General features: G+C 45.6%; 11 protein-coding genes. 10 read left to right on the top strand and 1 reads right to left on the bottom strand.

Annotation, left to right across the window (positions count from 1 at the left end; all coding sequences use genetic code 11):
• Nucleotides 1–363: 363 nt before the first annotated feature.
• The 7 genes from BLQ81_RS04575 (at nucleotide 364) to BLQ81_RS04605 (ending at nucleotide 15,282) form a co-directional block, all read left to right on the top strand.
• Entirely contained in the window at nucleotides 364–9,432 is a 9,069-nt protein-coding gene (locus tag BLQ81_RS04575; protein WP_092728766.1) for a T9SS type A sorting domain-containing protein, read from the top strand.
• A complete protein-coding gene (locus BLQ81_RS04580; RefSeq protein WP_245693172.1) occupies nucleotides 9,432–9,947 on the top strand; it encodes a hypothetical protein in 516 nt (171 codons plus the stop codon). The genes BLQ81_RS04575 and BLQ81_RS04580 overlap by 1 nt, the downstream gene beginning before the upstream one ends.
• Nucleotides 9,947–10,582: a hypothetical protein gene (locus BLQ81_RS04585; protein WP_092728767.1), complete on the top strand. Its 636-nt coding sequence runs from the start codon at nucleotides 9,947–9,949 to the stop codon at nucleotides 10,580–10,582. The genes BLQ81_RS04580 and BLQ81_RS04585 overlap by 1 nt, the downstream gene beginning before the upstream one ends.
• Complete coding sequence (locus BLQ81_RS04590) at nucleotides 10,575–11,021, top strand: hypothetical protein (protein WP_092728768.1); 447 nt, start codon at nucleotides 10,575–10,577, stop codon at nucleotides 11,019–11,021. The genes BLQ81_RS04585 and BLQ81_RS04590 overlap by 8 nt, the downstream gene beginning before the upstream one ends.
• A gap of 149 nt (nucleotides 11,022–11,170) precedes the next feature.
• The gene (locus tag BLQ81_RS04595) at nucleotides 11,171–11,713 is read left to right on the top strand and encodes a DUF4402 domain-containing protein (RefSeq protein ID WP_092728769.1); all 543 of its coding nucleotides are present in this window, start codon (nucleotides 11,171–11,173) and stop codon (nucleotides 11,711–11,713) included.
• Nucleotides 11,714–11,764: 51 nt separating this feature from the next.
• Nucleotides 11,765–12,595, top strand: a complete 831-nt coding sequence (locus BLQ81_RS04600) for a fimbrial biogenesis chaperone (RefSeq protein ID WP_092728770.1) — start codon at nucleotides 11,765–11,767, stop codon at nucleotides 12,593–12,595.
• A 71-nt stretch (nucleotides 12,596–12,666) separates the two neighbouring features.
• Nucleotides 12,667–15,282, top strand: coding sequence for a hypothetical protein (locus tag BLQ81_RS04605; RefSeq protein ID WP_092728804.1), 2,616 nt, complete (start codon nucleotides 12,667–12,669; stop codon nucleotides 15,280–15,282).
• A gap of 113 nt (nucleotides 15,283–15,395) precedes the next feature.
• On the opposite strand, the gene BLQ81_RS04610 is transcribed toward BLQ81_RS04605, so the two are convergent.
• Nucleotides 15,396–15,686, bottom strand: a complete 291-nt coding sequence (locus BLQ81_RS04610; protein ID WP_245693173.1) for a hypothetical protein — start codon at nucleotides 15,684–15,686, stop codon at nucleotides 15,396–15,398.
• Nucleotides 15,687–15,910: 224 nt separating this feature from the next.
• Here BLQ81_RS04610 and BLQ81_RS04615 point away from each other — a divergent pair, with 224 nt between their 5' ends.
• The 3 genes from BLQ81_RS04615 (at nucleotide 15,911) to BLQ81_RS04625 (ending at nucleotide 20,662) form a co-directional block, all read left to right on the top strand.
• Complete coding sequence (locus BLQ81_RS04615; RefSeq protein ID WP_092728771.1) at nucleotides 15,911–18,124, top strand: sodium-translocating pyrophosphatase; 2,214 nt, start codon at nucleotides 15,911–15,913, stop codon at nucleotides 18,122–18,124.
• Between the two features lie 219 nt (nucleotides 18,125–18,343).
• Complete coding sequence (locus tag BLQ81_RS04620; RefSeq protein WP_092728772.1) at nucleotides 18,344–19,648, top strand: D-alanyl-D-alanine carboxypeptidase; 1,305 nt, start codon at nucleotides 18,344–18,346, stop codon at nucleotides 19,646–19,648.
• Nucleotides 19,649–19,651: 3 nt separating this feature from the next.
• The gene (locus BLQ81_RS04625; RefSeq protein ID WP_175454171.1) at nucleotides 19,652–20,662 is read left to right on the top strand and encodes a PDDEXK nuclease domain-containing protein; all 1,011 of its coding nucleotides are present in this window, start codon (nucleotides 19,652–19,654) and stop codon (nucleotides 20,660–20,662) included.
• The last annotated feature ends 4 nt before the right edge of the window (nucleotides 20,663–20,666 follow it).

Consider the following 20,666-nt stretch of genomic DNA (forward strand, 5'->3'; position numbering starts at 1 on the left):
ATTCCTGATACATTTTACAAACCCAGCCTTGCCGTTCACAGAAAGGCCCACTGCATCAAAATCAAGTGACCTCATATCCTACTAAAAACTTATCTGGCTACGGTTTTTTTTGAAAGTATGATTTTCGAGGAGAAATAAAACCCCAATTCAAGTTGTTTCTTTCAGATAATTTACATTTTTTTACACTTGGTTCGGTTTTTGAGTTTAAAAACCTGAAATCCTTAAAATCAATTCATTGCCTGAAAAGTTATTACAGCTTAAAACCTTGAGATAGTTATTAAACAATAGATATCTATAAATGTATTTTATATATATAAAAAAGAATTTTTTGTTGAATAATGAATTCTATGATTACCACCATTAATGCTTAATCTTTCGCCCGAGTCCGCGTACAACCTGAAAATCAAGCACCTCCTGCTCGTCGGGCTTTTGGTGTTATGGTGTGGTGTGAGTGTGGGGCAGACGACTTACACATGGATTGGGCCAAACAATGGCTCATGGGCCACTCCGGCAAACTGGTCACCCACACGGACCACACCGGCCACAAACGATATCTTGAGATTTAATACCGGAACAACCCTAACGGTACTTAACGTTCTTACGCAAACTCTAGGTAAATTACTGATAACTAACAATACAAATATTTCCTTGAAGCCCGACACAGGAGGTAACAGAACACTTACCATCAGTACTGTGGCACCAGATGCCTTATTTGTAAGTGCAGGGTCTAAACTTACCATATTAGGTATAGATGCTTTAACTGACAGAACCCTTACTATTAGTTCTGGAAATGCATCTGCCTCTAATATTTTTCAGATTGATGGGATTTTGGAAGTTGGAATTGATAACGGTCAAGCTGGTGCTGCAGGTGCTTTGACAAGAAGGAGTCCAGCAACACTTAATTTTGGCCCATCCTCAGAATACATTCATGCAAGAAATGCCGGAACTATCCCCACAGCATCATGGAATGCAACTTCTAAGCTAAGGATTACTGGAACCACCATTACCAGCCCAGGAGGAACAAGTCAAAATTTCGGAAATGTGATTCTTAATAGTCCTGGCCTTACCATAAATTCCGCCTTTTCGCCCACTCGAATTCAAGGTGACTTTTCTATATCAAACAGCGGAACTGGTTCCTTTGTCCAAGGGTCGTCTTTTACTGTGGACGGAAATTTTAGTCTGACAGGGGGAATTTACACCAGTTCCAATACTGCAAACAGAACACTTACACTTTCAAAAGACTTCAACCAATCAGGCGGAATCCTCAATTTATCAACCGTGGCAGGCATCATTGGTACGATCAATTTGGCAGGTAATTTCAATCAGACAGGGGGAACCCTTACTGAAACCAATACAGGTTCTGGAACGATCAACTTTAACGGGCTAGGTGGCGCCAATATTCAAACATTTACTTCGGGAGGAACTGTTTCAGAAACTATCAACTGGATTATTCCATCTAATTCAATAGTTCAAACTGCGACAGCGAGTTCTGTTTTTGGAGGAGCAGGCAACTTTACCATAAACGCAGGTGCAACCCTTGGAATACGTGCAACAGACGGTGTAGCAACCTCAACGGCAACAGGTCATGTCCGGTCTACCGGTACCCGAACTTTCAATGCAGGAGCAAATTACATCTTCAACGGATCTAGTAATCAATCTTCCAACGCAAATTTTCCAGCATTAGCCAATACCATTCGGGTCGAAAATACCGGAGCCACGGGATCCAACACAGTAACCTTTCAACGAAATACCACCTTGGGGGGTGACTTGATTGTCAATCAGGGTAATCTGGATTTATCCACATTTACCCTCAACAGAAGCGCTGCCGGAGGTACACTTTCTCTTGCTGCAAACACCACCCTGCTTGTTGGGGGAACCAGTAACTTCCCTGCAAACTATACCTCCAACTCACTTGATTGCAACAGTACGGTCAATTATTACTTAGAAGGCAATCAAATCGTCGGTGCGGTCAATTATGGAAACCTGATTCTCAGCGGTTCGGGCATTAAAACCCTCCAAACAGGAACTACCCAAATCTGTACTGATTTGACCCTTTCGGGTGCGGCACAAATAACAGGAGTGATAGGATTGACGATAGGGAGAAATGTTTCGATAAATACAGGAACCACGTTCAATGCCGCATCCTTTTCCCACAATGTGGGTGGCAATTGGACTCGGGCAGGAACTTTCATTCCAGGAACCTCCACCATCAACTTTAACGGAGCGAATCCCGGATCCGTACAATCGAGCACTTTCAATAATTTGACTTTTTCGGGTACTGGAGCCAAATCTGCCTCGGGAAGTCTGACGATCAACGGGAACGTATTGATCTCCAATAATTTCAACGCGAGCACCTTTTTACATACCGTGGCAGGAAATTGGACTAACAATGGCACCTTTACTCCCAATACCGGTACCATTACATTCAATGGTTTAACAGCTCAGACGATCTCAGGAAGCTCAGCTTCCCCCTTCCAAGCACTAACGATCAACAACTCTGCCGGAGTCACGGTAAACAGCCCTATTTCAGTCGCTACCACGCTTACGCTCTCTTCGGGGAATTTCAGCACGGCTGGAAATCTGACCATGGTAGATGAATCCTCCATCCTGTTAACAACTCCTTCGGCCTCGATGACAGGTGCAATCCAAGGCACAGGAGATTACGATGTGACTTATCAGGGAGGAAGCAGGTCATCAGGATCTGAACTTTCAGGTGCGGAGCTTCGGAATGTAACACTCACTTCCACCTCAGGCAGTACACTCACAGCCGCCTCGAATTTTACGATGAAAGGGCAGTTGAATATTCCTACAGGAGTAACGCTACAAATGGGAACTTTCTCCATTGGCCCGAGACTGATTACTACTCTTGGAGGAGGGCTACTGCTGACACAAAGCACTTCCCTAGCCCCTCTTCCCTCCGATGTGACTTGGAGCTTTCCGGTCAGATTTAACCGGATCACCGGAGGACAGACTGTTCCCTTTGGGATTTATGAAATTTTGGATATCCAATCCACCAGTGGAACAACCACCTTGGCTGATGAGGGGTCAGGGGATTTTGTAATTCGTAATCAGTTGAACGTGAGCACTCCTGCTACGGTCGATGCAAGTTCTTCACGGGTAATCTTCAATGCGAATGCAACCCAAAGCATCCCAGGCTTAGCTTTTAGAAAACTGACGCTCAGCGGAAGCGGAAATAAATCCTTTTCTACCGGCACAACTTTAGATAAAGAATTGGTAATCAACTCCAGTGCAGTTGCATTATTGGGTAACATCAACCAATCTGTAGAAACACTGATTTTAAACGGAGTCTCTCAAGCAGTCGGAACTTATGGAAGTACAGCCTCAGCTGCCACCAATAAATTAGCAGCATTCTTTGGTACCACAGGTACTGGAATTCTATTCGTAACCAATGTCTGCCAAGATGGTAAATGGGATGGATCAGCGAGTACTGACTGGTTTGACCCGGCCAACTGGTGTAGTGGAAGCGTACCTATTGCGACCACTGATGTTACTATTCCTGCCACAGTCAACCTTCCGGTAATTAATACCACCGGAGCAGTTGCCAGAGCTATTACTATTGAATCCGGCGCAAGCCTTACCATGACTGGTACATCGGAACTGTCGGTAAGAGGAAACTGGGTAAACAACGGAACATTTACAGCAGGCTCGGGGACTGTTCTTTTCGAAGGAACAACCGCTCAAACTACCTCAGGATCGAGTTCGAACACCTTCAGAAATCTCGTTATCGCAAATACCTCTACAGGGGTCACGCTAGGGTCTGCCACCAGTGTCGGGGGAATATTGACCTTGACTCAGTGGGTATTAGCTGCCGGAACCAACCTAAGTATGAGTTCAGGTTCTGAGATTAATAGAAGCGCAGGTTCGCTTTCTGGAACATTGCAAGGCTCCAATGCATTTGATGTCAGTTACACCGGAAATTCCAAAACTTCAGGACCTGAACTCACCAATACCGGACTAAGGAATCTCACGGTTAACCTAACTTCAGGACAAACCTTGACCATCGGAACCGCTCCAGCACTGCCTGATGGGAATCTAAGCCTAACAGGAGGCAGAATAAATACCGGAACCAATTCCATCGACCGATCTACAGCTGGAGGAACCCTAACTATTGGTCCGGGAACAACTTTCATCACTACCAGAGGGGGTGCGGATGCCTTCCCAATTACTTATTCCTCCAGAATTATTGATGCAAGCAGCACAGTAGAATATTTGGGAGCCAATCAAACGGTGGCTGCCAATACCTATGGAAATATCATCCTTGGAGGGGCAAGCGGTCTGAAGACTTTTGCAGGAACCACCACCATCGCAGGTAATTTATCCATTTTAGCCACTACCTCCGCCAGTCTGGGTTCTGCGAATTCCACCACTAACACCCTCACTTTAGGAGGAATTGGCCAGCCGAACGGATCGTACGGAAGTACGGCTTCCACAGCTTTGTTTAAAAATTCAACTTACTTCGGGACGACTGCAACAGGAATCCTGAATGTCACAACTAGCACCCTTGTTTGTGTCTCCGGTTATTGGATCGGGGGTACTTCCACTGACTGGTTTACTGCATCAAACTGGTGTAACGGAGTCCTGCCAACAGCCACAACCGATGTGCTGATTCCAGCAGTCGCTCCTTTCAAACCGGTAATCAACGCTCCAGGTGGAGTGTCGAGAAACATCACCATTGAATCAGGGGCTTCTTTGAGCATCACAGGAACCCAAACCTTAACGGTAAGCGGAAACTGGTCTAACAGTGGAACCTTTTCCCCTGGAACGGGAACAGTTGCATTTAGCGGAACGACTGCTCAGACATTCTCAGTTACAGGAACAAATCCTTTCCAAAATCTTACTCTGAACAATTCCGCAGGTCTGACTTTGAATTCTGCTGTTTCAGTAGCGGGCACTTTGACTTTAAGCTCAGGAACATTGGCATCTGGTACAAATCTAACCATGAATGCAAATTCAGAGATTGTCAGAACCAACGGCACCCTGGCTGGATCTATTCAGGGCAGTAACTCCTACAACCTCACCTATCAGGGCACAAGCAAAACCACAGGAGGAGAAGTTTCCGGTGCCGGGTTGAATAATGTTTCTGTGACACTCAGTGCAAGTCAAACTCTTACCGCAGGTGGTTCCTTCACTGTCAGAGGAGTTTTAACTATTCCAACCAATGTCACCCTGAACATGGCAGGGTTCAATCTGGCAGGAAATACCCTGACCACATCCGGTACAGGAACCCTCAGTACCCAAAGCACTTCTACCATTCCCCTTCCTTTGAATCGATCTTGGAGCTTCTTGGTATTTTACAATAATCTCGCAGGAGGTCAAAGAGTGGTGAGCGGAGTTTACCAAAATCTCAGCGTTGAGCTGAATTCAGGAACTACCACCCTGAGTCCAGACTCGGATGGAGCGATCGAAATTGCCTCGGGGAATTTTACCAGAACTGGAACAGGCGGAACTCTTTCTCCTAGCACATCCTTGGTGATTTTCAGTGGACCTAGTGCTCAGAGTATTCCTGCCATCAATTTCAACAATCTGGAATTAAAAGGCGGGGGGGATAAAACATTTACAGGAGCAGGAAATATCGGAGGTAACTTATCAATCAGCGGAACTGCCATTGCCAGACTGGGAGCGAACAATCGCACGGCAAATACATTGACCCTTGCAGGGATTGGACAACCTGCCGGCACTTTCGGAAGTACGGCTTCGACAGCCGCCTTTAAACGCCCTGCATTTTTTGGAACTACCGATATAGGCTTACTCACTGTCTCCGTAAGTACAGCAGTCTGTGATCCTGAACTCACAACTTGGACAGGAGGCACCTCCACAAACTGGTTTACTGCTTCCAATTGGTGTAATAATGCAATTCCAACTTCAATCTCGGATGTTTTAATTCGATCTACTGCTCCAAATCAGCCCACAATTGGAGCGAACGGTGCAAATACGCAAAACTTAACCATTGAATCCGGTGCGACCTTGACGATTAGTGGGGCATTTACACTCACTGTTGGAGGAGATTGGCAAAATAACGGGACTTTTGTACCGGGCACTACCAGTACAGTTACTTTTGCCGGCATTGAAGACGGTACAATTTCAGGAGGAAATTTTGCCAATATTTCCTTTACCGGAGCAGGATCAAAGTCCGCTTCAGCTAATCTCAGCATCTCGGGAAATGTGCTGATCTCCGATAATTTCGATGCAGGCGATGGAACTCATACAGTAGGCGGAAACTGGACTACAAATGGAAATTTCTCCTCAGGTTCTGGAAGCATCACGTTCAATGGAACTGCAACACAGGCTATCGCAGGATCATTTTCAAGCGATTTTAATAATTTAATCCTGAATAATTCAACAGGATTAACCTTGAACTCGAATGTGTCGATAGGAGGAACCTTGACACTGAGTGCGGGGACTTTGGCTGCTGGAACCCGCCTGACAATGAATTCCAACTCCGAAATCATTCGGACCAATGGTGTACTGACCGGAACTATTCAGGGATCAAGTGCCTACAATCTAACCTACCAAGGCACAAGCAAAACCACAGGCGGGGAAGTCTCAGGATCGGGTCTTAACAGCGTGCTTGTCTCACTCGACCCCAGCCAAGTCCTCAGTGCCGGAAGTAATTTCACGGTGGGAGGAAATCTGAATATCCCAACTAATGTTACGCTGAATATGGCTGGCTTCCAGCTCTTAGGAAACACACTGACCACATCCGGAAGTGGAACGCTCCGAACTCAAAACGCCTCTGCCACCCCTCTACCACTAAATCGTTCCTGGAGTTTCTTAGTCCTTTATGATAATCTGACAGGGGGCCAAAAAGTGGTGAGCGGAGTATATCAAAACCTTAATGTCCAATTGAATTCCGGAACCACCACCCTGGGGCCATCTACAGAAGGCCCAATTGAAATCGCCTCCGGTGATTTTACTGTAACCGGGTCCGGAGGAACCCTTTCGGCGGGTACATCCCTAGTCATATTCAGTAGTCCAAGCTCCCAGAATATTCCTGCGATCACGTTCACTAATCTGGAATTGAAAGGCGTAGGAAATAAATTCTTCACCGGAAGTCAAAATATCAGCGGTAATCTTTCCATCAGCGGAACTGCTGTTGCCAGATTGGGTAGTTCCAATCGAACAGCCAATACGCTCACCCTCGGAGGAGTGGGTCAGCCAATAGGATCCTACGGAAGTACTGCTTCGGCTGCCGCCTTCAAAAATGCAGCCTTCTTCGGTACGGCTGACACAGGTATCCTAAATATCACTACCAGTTCGCTGATCTGCACCAACGGAACATGGATTGGAGGAATCTCCACGGATTGGTTTACTGCCTCCAACTGGTGCGGGGGAATTCCAACAGCTACCACTGATATACTGGTCATATCCACCGCGCCTTTCCAGCCAATCATCAATGCCAATGGTGCAGTGGCACGAAACATTACGATCCAAACCGGGGCAAGTCTTGAAATCACAGGTGCCTTCACGCTCTCCATCCACGGAGACTGGGCAAATTCAGGCACATTTACTCCAGGTACTAGCAGCACCGTGAACTTCACTGGAACTCCTGCCGCCACAATCGGCGCAGGGACATTTGCCAAAATTTCCTTTACCGGTACCGGCACCAAAACCATCAATGCTATCCTCTTGGTTACGGAAAATATCACCCCGGTTTCCACCGCCGTGGTCCTGAGCGGAAGCAATACCCTGACCCTCAATACCGGTAAAACTATGGAAATACTAAGTCCCGGTTCTTTAACTACCAGTTCTGGAAGGTTGATTTTGAAACCCGGAGCTATCTATGTCAATCGAAGTGCTGCCAACCCTACCCTGGAGGCACAGCAAACCATTACGGGAAACAAAGGATGGAGAATGATCGGTACGCCGATTACCACCACTTACTCTACGCTTACCTCTGGTATGGAAACCCAAGGATTTCCCGGCTCGACTAATCCAACTTTGCAACCTAACCTGCTGTGGTGGGATGAGACGGACAAAGGAACCACCCTCCAGGGATGGAGACAACCTAGTAGCCTGAGCGCATCAGCCCCAGCCGGTAGAGGACATTATTTCTACATCTTCAATGGGGCTAGTAAGCCTGCTCCTGCAACAGGAAACTATACCGATGCCCTTCCCAAGACCATCAGCGTCACCGGAACAGAATTCAATCTGGCCTCAGGAAGCTTTAATTTCGGAGTGACTTTTACCCCAAGACCTGGTCAATTAGCGGTATCCGGTGATTCTTTGATCGAGGTCAACCAAGCAGATCAAGGCTTTAATATGGTGGCCAATCCAACTGCAAGTATCCTTGATTTTCAATCAGGGACAGGGTGGAACAAGAGCAATCTGGATAACACCATCTATGTATGGGATCCTGCATCGGGAGATTTTCTTTATTGGAATGGCTCCTCGGGGACCTTAGGCAGTGGGCGAATCGCTCCTTTCCAGGCATTTTGGGTGAAAGCCAATGCCGCAAGCCCTGTGTTACAGCTAAGCGGAAATGGGGCCAAATCCTTGACTTCCACCTCCTTCTTTGGCCGTAAACTGGACACTTCCCCTCCTACGCTGGAACTAACTATCGCAGGCGAAGGGATGCGGACTCAGTCTTTCATCACCTTCGGGGCAGATGGTAAAGTCGGTGCCGATGTCAAAGACGCCTACCAATTGGAGTCTCTTGCCGAAGATTGGCTATTGCTATACTCCTTCGGTTCGCCTAGAACCAGAAGTCCGCTGGTAATCAATCATCAGCCCGAACCAAACCAAGAAGACCGGGTAATTCCACTCCATTTGGCTGCTTCCAAAAAGGGGGAACCGATCAAGGGCAACTACCTTTTGGATTGGAAAATCCCTAACCAATGGCCTGCCTCCTCGGAAATCGTCCTGATGGATCATATCAATCAGAAAGCGATCGATATGCGAAAAGAATCGATGTATTCCTTCACCTTTGAAGCGCCCAAAGCTACTGTATCCAATGCCAGAAAAACCTGGGACGGGCTGCAAGTCCCTCAGGCGGTGGTATTCCAGACTCCTTACGAGGTCGGTGAAGAAGAAGAAATCAACTTATCCAACAATGCAAGACTGAGCTCAACAGCCAACTCCAAACCTAAGCGACCCTTCACCATTTACATCGGGGCATTCCCGAATGACCGAATCGAATACTTGCCAGAGTTCCCGAAACTCTTTGCACCAATACCTAATCCGTTTAGCGAGCAAACCAAAATCCGCTTCTACTTGCCTGTAGCCGAACAGGCAGAAGTCAGCATCTACGATATGCTGGGCAACCCAGTCGGCAACTTCCCTTCCCAAGATTATGGAGCAGGAATTCAGGATCTAGACTGGATACCCAATGCGATCGACTTGCCAAACGGTCTGTATATCATTCGATTGAGCACTTCCACCGGACAATTCACCCAAAAACTGATCAAAAACTGATGAAGCGGACTCTATTTCTACTTTTCTTTTTCATCTCCGGTTTTGCAGGTACTGTGACATTGGCACAAGTCGATGATACCCGAAAAGCAACGCTTTCAGTTAGGGCTACAGCTACGGTGACGGATAACCTGCAGATGCTGACCATCCGAAACCTGGACCTGATAAGCCCTCCCATCCTAGACAATAAAATTGTGGTCCCCCCTATCACTAGTGGTTTTGCGGGGATGTTTAAAATCATCGGAAATCCAAATGCAAGAGTTCGGATCACATTTCTTCAAAATGAAATTCTGAAAGAGCAAAGCGAGGGATTCGGAGAAGTCTTCGCTGAATATTATGTAAGTAAGGCATTTGAAGATACGCAGTTTCAAAGTACTCCATTACAGGTGGGTGAAGGCAATGTCATTCTCAGTGATGTGGGTGTGCTTTTCCTTTGGCTAGGTGCCAATCTGGATCTTTCCCAAGCGGTACCTGGACTATACCTGTCAGAATTTATCATCGAATTGGAATACATCTGATGGCGATCGGAAGAATATATCGAAGAAAGTTTGGGGTCTTGATCATTGCCCTTGGCGGATTGTTTTCCTCCGGGATGGGCTATGCCCAACGAATCAACTTCAGCACTTGGACCGGGAGTGATGACATCACCATAACACCGGTAATGGCCAGTCCAACCTTGAATTTCAATCAAAAGCAGTCCAATATATCTGCCAACAGCCCTGCAGTCACAATTAATCTTTCTGACATGCAGACGGTAGCTTATCGGATTGAAGCCCCTGAAGGATTTGACCTGACCGTAGAGGTGGATGCGCCTACTTTCCTTAGTCTGGGTGGCACGGGCACTGATCCGGCGACGCAAATTCCATTTCGGGTGGGAATTGCCTACAGTAATTTGCTAGCAGGCGATGAAATGACTGCAAAGGCAGGAGCTGTACAGCTCCCTTTGGGATTTTACAATGTGACTTTCCCCGTCAATCGAAGAATGGCAGGTACACCCGGGCCACCGCCAACTCCGATTTCTGGGGACTATGTGAGACCCAAAGCAACAGCTTGGTTTTTTATACACGGAGAACTTGGCCCAATCGGCCCGGTCAATGCCGGGCAGTACTTGGGAGATATTACTATCAACGTCTATTTCACCAGCAATGAGTAAGACATTCCGACATATCGCGGTGATGGTTTTCCTTACGGTAATGGGGACTCTAGCCCATGCCCAAGTGGTGGCTATCCAGCTGGAAATCCCCGCAGGAATCAATTTCAGCGCACAGGTATTGGATCCGATGGAAGGAGGAACTTGGGAAAACAGCAATGCGAAGGTTTGGGTGGGGATTGAGGCGCATGAAAACCTGACTTTTCTGCTTGATCTGGTATTCCCGGAGAGGGAAATCTTGCCTCCTCCCGAAGCCTACTTCCTAAATGATGGAAGTGCAGATTTCGAAACAGCGAGTAAGCTGGGTGTCGGATCACAAGAACTTCAGATGAAAAATCTTCCGAGGCTAATTCGAAACATGGAACCCAGACCCTCTCAACTTCAGGCTTGGCTTGGACTGCCGACCCTCAATGGAATTAAAATAAAAATAGAATACCCTTAACTAAAACATGCAAACCCATAAAATCATGCCTATGGAAAAAGTCTTCAAGTAAATCACGCCAAGGATATCCCGGATATCTGAAGCAAATTAAAAAGTACAAAATCCAATCATTATCAATTTCTTATTTATCTAAACAAACAAAAAACAAAATGAAAACAATCTTAAAATCCGTATTGACCCTTGGCCTCGTAGTAGGTTTGGGTTTCGCTGCAAATGCACAGAAAACTGCAACTGCACCAGCTTCAGCTACAGTATTGGCTGATTTAACAATCACATTGGATGCAACTCAGAATGAAATTGACTTTGGTAATCTTTCTGCCAACACTCCTGGGGTCATTGTCCATGATGCTAATGGTCCGGCTGGTAATGCTAACACAGGAAGTAACACCCAGGTGGCGCGATTCGACTTGGCCGGTGCTAATTCAGCTGTCACCGTATCTTATGATCCTACAGTAACCTTATCCAATACAGACCCAACTCCAGCCACTATGACAATGACTCCGGAAGTTGTTGGTGCGGCTTTGGCTACTGATCAGGCAACAGCAACTGCTGTAGCACGTGGTTCACAGGTCACGCTGGCAGGCACTACTCCAGTTTACTTTCTATGGGTAGGTGGCACTATTCCCGCACTTGCTAGCCAAGCTACAGGAACATATTCAGGAACATTCAACATTGAAGTTGAATACAATTAATTCCATCAAAGCCGACAGGGATTTCCTGTCGGCTTTCTTTACTTTAGCCTTATGAAAAATCATCTACCAGCTATTTTCGCATTTTTCCTTTGCCTTATTTCTTATTCGGCTTTGGCACAGGTTTCCCTTGCACCCACCACGGTCTTTATAGATCAAAACGGGATTGGGACCCTCTTTGTCACCAATCCGGGCGATACCCCTCAGGAAATCAATGTGAGTTTCCTCTTTGGGTATCCTGGAAATGACGAATTGGGCAACCTGACTATGGTCTATGGGGACAGCCTTAGTGAAAAGCAATTTGGAATGGGAGATCGCCTTCGGGCTTTTCCGAGGACCTTTATTCTGGCCCCTCAGCAGCAGCAGACGGTACGGCTTCAGGTCAGACCGGATCGTACTTTGGCACCGGGCACCTACTTCACCCGAATCAAAGTGACTTCCAATGCCCAAACTACAGATGTGGAGGAAACCAACACCGAAGGAGTTTCAACTCAGGTAAACTTCAAGTTTGATCAAATTATCGCAGCTTTCCAGAAAGTGGGAGCGGTAAGTACAAGCTTGGAATTTGGAGAAGTAGAAACTGAAATCGCAAATAACATCGTAAGGATCATTCCTGAATTTAAGGTAACGGGGAATTCGCCCTATCTTGGAAGTGTAACTGCAAGCCTGAAGAATAAAACCGGACAGGTCTTGGCTGAACAGCAGCAAACTGTTGCTTTATATTTCTCCGGAAAACGTTCAGTTGAACTGAAACTTCCCGAAAACCTTCCATCAGGTGAATACGATGTAGTTTTGACCTACGAAACTCGAAGATCAGACATCCCTTCTACTGATTTGGTTCAGTCCCCTGCGGTGCGTACGACAGTGAATTTGAAAATTCAGTAATGACCCGACTCACTATTGATTGATAGCAATCACCCTTTCAATTGCTGACCTTCCCTAAACTCTTTCTTGGCTTGCTGCTTTTTTTTGCGGCTTGCTTCCAACCTGTTTTTGCCCAGCAAGAACCGGATGGGGAGGTGATGCTCAATTTCAATTACCCGGCAGTAGGCAATGTTTACCTGAACGGGGTATTTTTTGGAGATGTGGCTTTTCTTCCCTTGGGAGAAGTTTTGAGTATGCTCCATATTTCTACCGAACGAACGGAAAGTGGAAAAGGCCTAAAAGGTGCCTATCCCACAAAAAACGACAATTGGTCCGTAGACCCTGTCACCAATAAACTCATCATCAAAGGGAAATCCGAGGCCCTCGAAGCGGATAAATACTACCTGGGTGAACTCGACCTTTTTCTTCACCCGGATTACTTCAAAAAGATTTTTGGCATCACCTTCACCGTGAATATCTACGCTTTGAGCTTGAGTATGAAGTCTGACTTCACCCTTCCAATCGAAGAGCGGCAAAAGCGGGAAAACATCCGAAGGCAACTTCAACAGCGGAATAACCTAGACACCCTGTCGGCTCCGCTAATTTATAATCGGGAGAGAAAAGCCCTCAGCCTTGGAGTATTGGATTACAATGTCAACTACACCACTTCCGATGTTGGAAATAACCTCGGGCTATTTCTCAATGCCGGCATGGAACTGCTTGGAGGTGATCTGCAGGGGAGTTTTAACGGGAACCTGAATAATGGCAACCTGCTCAATAGTTTCTCAGGTCTACGCTGGAGGTATGTGCTTCCGGGAGGTATGACCCCCGAACGAAATGTCGGCATGGCCAGTATCAGCGCAGGGCAAATCAGTACCACAAGTTTTTCGAATGCCGCCAACTTGGTCGGTGTTTCAGTCACCAATAATCCGGTGATTCCCCGTTTGGAATTGGATGTATTTATCATCGATGGAACGACTGTTCCCGATTCAGAAGTCGAGCTTTTGATTGGGGGGCAACTGGTGGATTTTACCAGGGCAGATGAGGTAGGATACTACCGATTCAATGCCCCCGTAACCTACGGAACAGTTCGACTGAGTACAAGAATTTACACTCCACAGGGAGAAGTCATCATTCAGGACCGACAGATTCAGGTTCCATTTAGCTTTTTGCCAAAAGGTTTTGTAGGCTATAATATCCAAGCTGGCCTGCCACAGTTTACTTTTGACAGCTTGGGAACCGGCATGACCTCTCATGCAGACATTTCCTACGGAATCACGAATGCGCTGACCGTCCGTGCTGGTGCCGACCAAGGAGCGATTTTTGGGGAAAGGGCCATTTATCCGGTTTTTGGGCTTTCGGCACGGCTATTTCAGCAATATCTGCTCAATGTGGATGCACTTCCTGATCGCTACTATCGCGCAAATGCGAGCGTATTCTATTCGGATAACACCACCATCAATGCACAATTCACTGAATACAATCAAAATTCCGCTCTTAATTTCCGGGGACAAACACGGGACGGAAACCTCAACGTTTTTTATCCTTTCAAAATCCTCGGCAAATTCTCAGGCTTCCGGGTAACCGGCGAGCGAATCTGGTTCAATACAGGCTTAGGAGTAAACAATTACCAATTTGATTTCAACACCCAAATCAACCGGGTAGTGGTCCGCTTCAATTACCGCGGTGGCGCTCGTGGATTGATCAATGACCCGGAAAATACCAGTCAGAATCAATTCGGACTCTTCACCAGTTCACTGACTTATACCCTACCCCGAAGCCCCGGAATCCCGGTTTATGTCCGAGGGCTTTTTCTACGTGGGCAATTCAGATATTCCACCCTTCTCAAGCAAGGAGAATCTGTGAGTTTCCTGCTTTCCCAGACCCTCTTCAAAAATGGGCGCTTTACCTTGGGATATGATCGAGAGCTCCTCCGCGATCTGTCTAGATTCCAGGTTGGATTCCTTTATGATTTTAATTCATTGAGATCCTCCACGCAATACACGAAAGGAACTAATGGACATGCATTCCAACAGGGGTTCAGCGGTTCATTAGCTTATGACCCTGCCGGTGGCATGATCATTCCAAGTAACAGAGATCAGGTCACCCGCTCAGGTGCAGCTGTGAGACTTTTTGTTGACAGCAATGAAAACGGCCTGTTTGATGAGGGCGAAGAAATAGTTCCTGCCAAGGCAATCCGACTGGATCGATCCGCAAATATCCTCATCGGAACAGACGGAATTCTGAGAATCACACAGCTTCAGAGTTATTGGAAATATCGCCTCGATATTGATATTACCGCGCTTCCAAACCCGAATCTGGCTCCAAAGCTGAAAAGTTTTTCCTTTGTCGCCGAACCAAATCGTTTCAGACAAATTGATATCCCACTGTATCAGACGGGCATTATTGATGGCTTTGTGTTGGTGGAAAAAAATGGACAGACTCAAGGACAGGGAGGATTAAGACTGGAATTAATCCGTGAAGGCGAGTCCGAACCTGTGGAGATCATTCGGACATTTACCGATGGAAGCTTTTATTCCTATGGCCTTTTACCAGGAAAATACAAGTTGCGCATTGACTCAAAACAGCTGGAATTCATGCAGGTGAATTCCATTCCAGGTCAATTGGAATTTGAGATTAAAGCACTGGCAGACGGAGACTATCTTGAGGGATTGACTTTAGTACTTAGCCCAGCGGGAAAACAATAGGTATTCAAGTTACCGGTCCCGATAAAAAAAATGATTGGGCGATGTGAAAGTTGCAGCGGTGATCCATCGGCTATAACCCCTCAGAATCCGAAATCCGGGCAGGATGCTACTTTTTACACCCTTAAGAACTTCTCCACCAAGTCCCTCCATTCCTCTTCTAAACTTAAAATTGGTCGCTTCTCCATCGCTTTCGAATACCAATAATCAGCATTCCACAAGTCTCCTTCTTTGCGATGAAGATAGGCATGAACTCTAGCCGCGCTTTTTCCAGAAAGGTGATCTACCTGATCATGGGCTGATTTCCAATCGCCCTTACCATCAAACCATAGTGCTAAAAGCTCAGGGCCAAACAACTCTTTCTCCGGATCCATTTTCAAGAAGGTAAATGCCAGTTCGTTTTTCATAGTTCAACTCTTTTTCAGAAATCAAATTAAAAATTTAACTAGAAGGATTTCAATGAAAAAGTAAGTTTTTCGGCAAAGAACTGAATTTCAAACAACTACGCAACCTCTGTTTGATTTCAAAAATCCGCCAAATCTCCAATCTCCCAATCCAGTTGGCTGGTATTGGATTAATTCTATATTTGCCCAATTAATTTTCAAAAACCCAAATCGAATCAAAAGATAATATGGAAGAAGCGTTGATTTATATGATCCCCGCACTTGGGGTAGTTGGCCTGATTGTCATGGCCATCAAATCTGCTTGGGTAGTCAAACAAGACACCGGAGACAAAAACATGGTCGAGCTTGCCGGCTACATAGCTGACGGAGCAATGGCGTTTTTGAGAGCGGAGTGGAAAGTGCTTTCGTATTTCGCAGTTATTGCTGCTATAGTATTAGGCTGGTCAGGGATGCTGGTGGAGACCTCACATCCTACGATCACCATTTCCTTCATCATTGGCGCATTCCTTTCTGCTTTTGCAGGCTATATCGGAATGAAAATCGCAACCAAAGCCAATGTGAGAACTACACAAGCCGCACGAACCAGTTTGAAGCATGCGCTTAAAGTGTCCTTTACAGGCGGCTCAGTGATGGGACTTGGAGTTGCCGGATTGGCAGTTTTGGGAATGGGATCCTTGTTTATCGTCCTCTATCAAGTATTTGTGGTCAGTACAGGTGCCGGAGTCAACGGTCTGGAAATGGAAAAAGTCCTGGAAGTGTTGGCCGGATTCTCACTTGGTGCTGAGTCAATCGCCCTTTTTGCCCGTGTGGGCGGAGGTATCTATACTAAGGCTGCCGATGTCGGAGCTGACTTGGTAGGAAAAGTGGAAGCAGGAATCCCTGAAGATGATGTAAGAAACCCTGCCACAATCGCAGATAACGTGGGTGACAACGTAGGTGACGTTGCCGGAATGGGTGCAGATTTGTTCGGTTCGTATGTAGCTACAATTCTTGCTACAATGGTTCTTGGCCGTGAGATTGTTTCTTTGGATGCTTTTGGAGGAATAGCTCCAATTCTCCTACCTATGGTTTTGGCTGGTTTAGGTATCGTTTTTTCCATCATGGGAATGGCTTTCGTCACCATCAAAGATGAAAAAGGCGACGTGCAAAAAGCCCTGAACATGGGTAACTGGTCTTCTATCGTATTTACTGGTATAGCCTCTTTCTTCGTGGTGAATTACATGCTTCCTGAAACACTTTCCATCCGGGGCTATGAATTCACCAACATGGACGTATTCTATGCAATCATTTTGGGATTGGTAGTCGGTACATTGATGTCTATCATCACCGAGTATTATACTGCCATGGGCAAGCGCCCAGTTTTATCAATCATCAAGCAGTCAGGAACCGGTCACGCAACCAATATCATCGGTGGCTTGGCAGTGGGTATGGAATCTACCGTTCTTCCAATTCTTGTTTTGGCAGGTGGTATCTATGGGGCTTATGAATTTGCAGGATTATATGGTGTGGCAATCGCCGCAGCAGGTATGATGGCTACTACTGCCATGCAATTGGCAATTGATGCCTTTGGCCCAATTGCCGATAATGCCGGTGGTATTGCCGAAATGAGCCAGCTTCCAGAGGAAGTCCGTGGACGTACGGATATCTTGGATGCAGTGGGAAATACCACAGCAGCTACAGGAAAAGGCTTTGCCATTGCTTCTGCTGCTTTGACTTCTTTGGCATTGTTTGCTGCTTTCGTCGGAATTGCAAAAATCGATGCAATTGACATCTACAAAGCCCCTGTACTCGCCGGACTCTTTGTCGGAGGCATGATTCCGTTTATTTTCTCCTCCCTTTGTATTGCGGCGGTAGGCCGTGCTGCGATGGACATGGTGAATGAGGTGAGAAGACAATTCCGGGAGATTCCGGGAATCATGGAATACAAGGCAAAGCCAGAATACGAAAAATGCGTGGAGATTTCCACCAAAGCATCAATTCGTGAAATGATCGCCCCGGGAGCAATCGCATTGCTTTCCCCAATCATCATTGGCTTTGCATTTGGCCCGGAAGTATTGGGTGGCACACTTGCAGGTGTGACAGTTTCGGGTGTGTTGATGGGAATTTTCCAATCCAACGCCGGTGGTGCTTGGGATAATGCCAAGAAGTCATTTGAAAAAGGCGTGGAAATCAACGGTGAGATGTATTACAAAAAGTCAGAACCACACAAGGCTTCGGTGACTGGTGACACCGTAGGTGATCCATTCAAAGATACTTCAGGTCCATCTATGAACATCCTGATCAAATTGATGTCAATCGTCGCCCTTGTTATTGCTCCCCACATTTCCGAAGGAACCCATAGCCCGGTGGTTGAGAATGCCGTGAAAAAAGAAGTGAAAAAAGAAATCAAAATCGTGGATGGCAAAAAAGTCGAAACTGAGACTATCACAATTACGAGATAATTTAACCAATCAACCAAAATGCTAAACCGTCTCTGAGCTTCAGGGGCGGTTTTTTTTATTTTTCGAAATAAAAGACCTGTCAGGTTTTGAAAACCTGACAGGTCTGAACGCTTGCAGATTCCAATTAAGACCAAGGATTCTAAATTTAAGAAATGGGTCAATCTGTGAAAATCCGTGCATTTATCTGTGATTATCTGTGGGAACAATTAACTTCCGTTCATGAAGAAAATACTCTTTGGTCTACTAATCGCCCTTTCCTCCTGCACGGTTCAAAAAATCAATTCTTCGCTGAAAAAATCAGAAGTGTTTGACAAAGGTCACTTCGGCTTCATGCTCGTTGATCCGGAGAAGGAAAAACCGCTGGTAGAGATTAATTCTGCAAAGTATTTCATCCCAGCATCCAATACCAAACTTTTTACATTTTACACTGCCTATTCCATTTTGGGAGACGGATTGGTCAATGGCTTGAATTATCTGGAGCGGGGTGATTCCCTGATTTTCTGGGGAACTGGAGATCCGAGTTTTCTGCATCCGGATTTGAAAAATGACAAGGTCTTGGAGTTTTTAAAAAACTCGAAAAAAGACCTTTATCTGCTGGATAACTTTAATCAAGTTTCAGCTTTTGGTTCGGGGTGGTCATGGGATTGGTACAATGCCTACTATGCTACTGAGCGGTCGGCATTTCCTATTTATGGAAACGTGGTTCGCTTTGAGAAAGAGAAAGAAGCGCAACGAATTGCTGTAATACCAGAGCGTTTCAGGACCTTTCTTTCAGGTCAGGAAACTAAAAACTGGCAAGGATATCAGTTTAGAAGAGATCGTTTTTCAAACCTTTTCAGCTATCAAATTAGCTATGAGTCCACTGAGGCAATTCAAACGGACATTCCCTTTATCACTTCTGGAGAGTTAGTCAGGATGATGTTGTCTGAGGAATTAGGAAAACCGGTTACTCTAATCCAAAATCCCTCCTACTTTGGGCTTGAACCCCAAAAACTCCAAACAGCTCCTGCTGACAGCATCTATTCCCAAATGATGAAAATCAGCGACAATTTTCTCGCCGAGCAATTAATGCTACTGGTCTCTGATCAATTGAACAACACCCTAAGCATAGCAGATGCCATCGAATACGCAAAGGAAAATCTGTTACAGGATTTGCCGGATGAAGTGATTTGGTATGACGGCTCGGGGCTTTCTGCGAGAAACATGTTTACCCCCAGATCTATCATTTCGCTTTTGGGTAAAATCCGTGAAGAAGTGCCCTTGGAGAAGATCAAAGCTTATTTCCCGGCAGGCGGAGAATCAGGAACAATCCGGAATTGGTACAAAGCCGACGAAGGTCAAGCTCCATATATCTATGCCAAAACCGGTAGCCTCAGCATGGCCACTTCGCTAAGCGGATATCTGATCACCAAAAGCGGCAAGATTCTTCATTTCTCCTGCATGATGAATAATTATCAAATTCCTTCCAATGACCTGAAAAATGAACTTCAGAAGATGCTTTATTTTATCCATGATAAATATTAGCAGATGAAAATCGAGAATAATAACACTTCATATTTAGGCCTAAAATCGCAAATCTCGGAACTACTCCTCTTAGGCCGAGAGCAAGCAGGTAGAGCCATCAATGCAATCCTAGTTCAAACTTACTGGCAAATCGGAAGGCATATTGTTGAATTTGAACAGAATGGCAAAGACAAAGCTGAGTATGGGTCTGAGTTGCTAGATCGTCTTTCGAGAGATCTTTCAATGGAGTTTGGGAAGGGTTTCAGTAGGTCAAATTTATTTCAGATCAGACAATTTTATCTGAAATTTCCAAAAATCCAGACACTGTCTGGACAATTGAATTGGAGCCACTATGTAGAAATAATTAAGTCGGATCATGACCTAGAGATAGGTTTCTACATCAAACAATGTGAAAAGGAAAATTGGAGCGTAAGGGAGTTGAAACGTCAAATGAAGAGCATGCTTTTTCACCGAATCGCAGTCAGCAAGGATAAGCAAACCATTCTTTCTCTTTCAGAAAAAGGTGCTGAAATCCAACTTCCATCAGATATCATCAAAGATCCTTTTGTTTTTGAGTTTCTTGGAATACCAAATTCCATGTCCTATTCTGAAGGCGAACTTGAGTCTAAACTCATTCAAAACCTTCAGAATTTTCTCCTCGAACTCGGTAAAGGTTTTGCATTTATTGGTCGACAATATAGAATCAGTCTAGCAGGCAGGCACTTTTTTGTTGACCTGGTTTTTTACCATCGCATTCTCAAGTGCTTTGTTTTGATCGATTTGAAGCGAGGGGAAATCGATCATCAGGATGTGGGGCAAATGAACCTTTACCTGAATTACTTCCGAAAAGAAGAAAATACTGAAGGTGACAATCCTCCCATTGGAATCGTACTTGGGGCTTATAAAGACCAAATCTTGGTTGAGTACGCGACTGAAAACATTAGTAATCAACTTTTTGTAAGTAAATACCAACTCTTTCTACCAGATAAAAAACAGTTGGCAGCTGAATTAGAAAAACTACTAGACCTTGAATAATCTC

Origin of the sequence: Algoriphagus alkaliphilus (assembly GCF_900103735.1) — a bacterium.
Classification (GTDB): Bacteria; Bacteroidota; Bacteroidia; order Cytophagales; family Cyclobacteriaceae; genus Algoriphagus; species Algoriphagus alkaliphilus.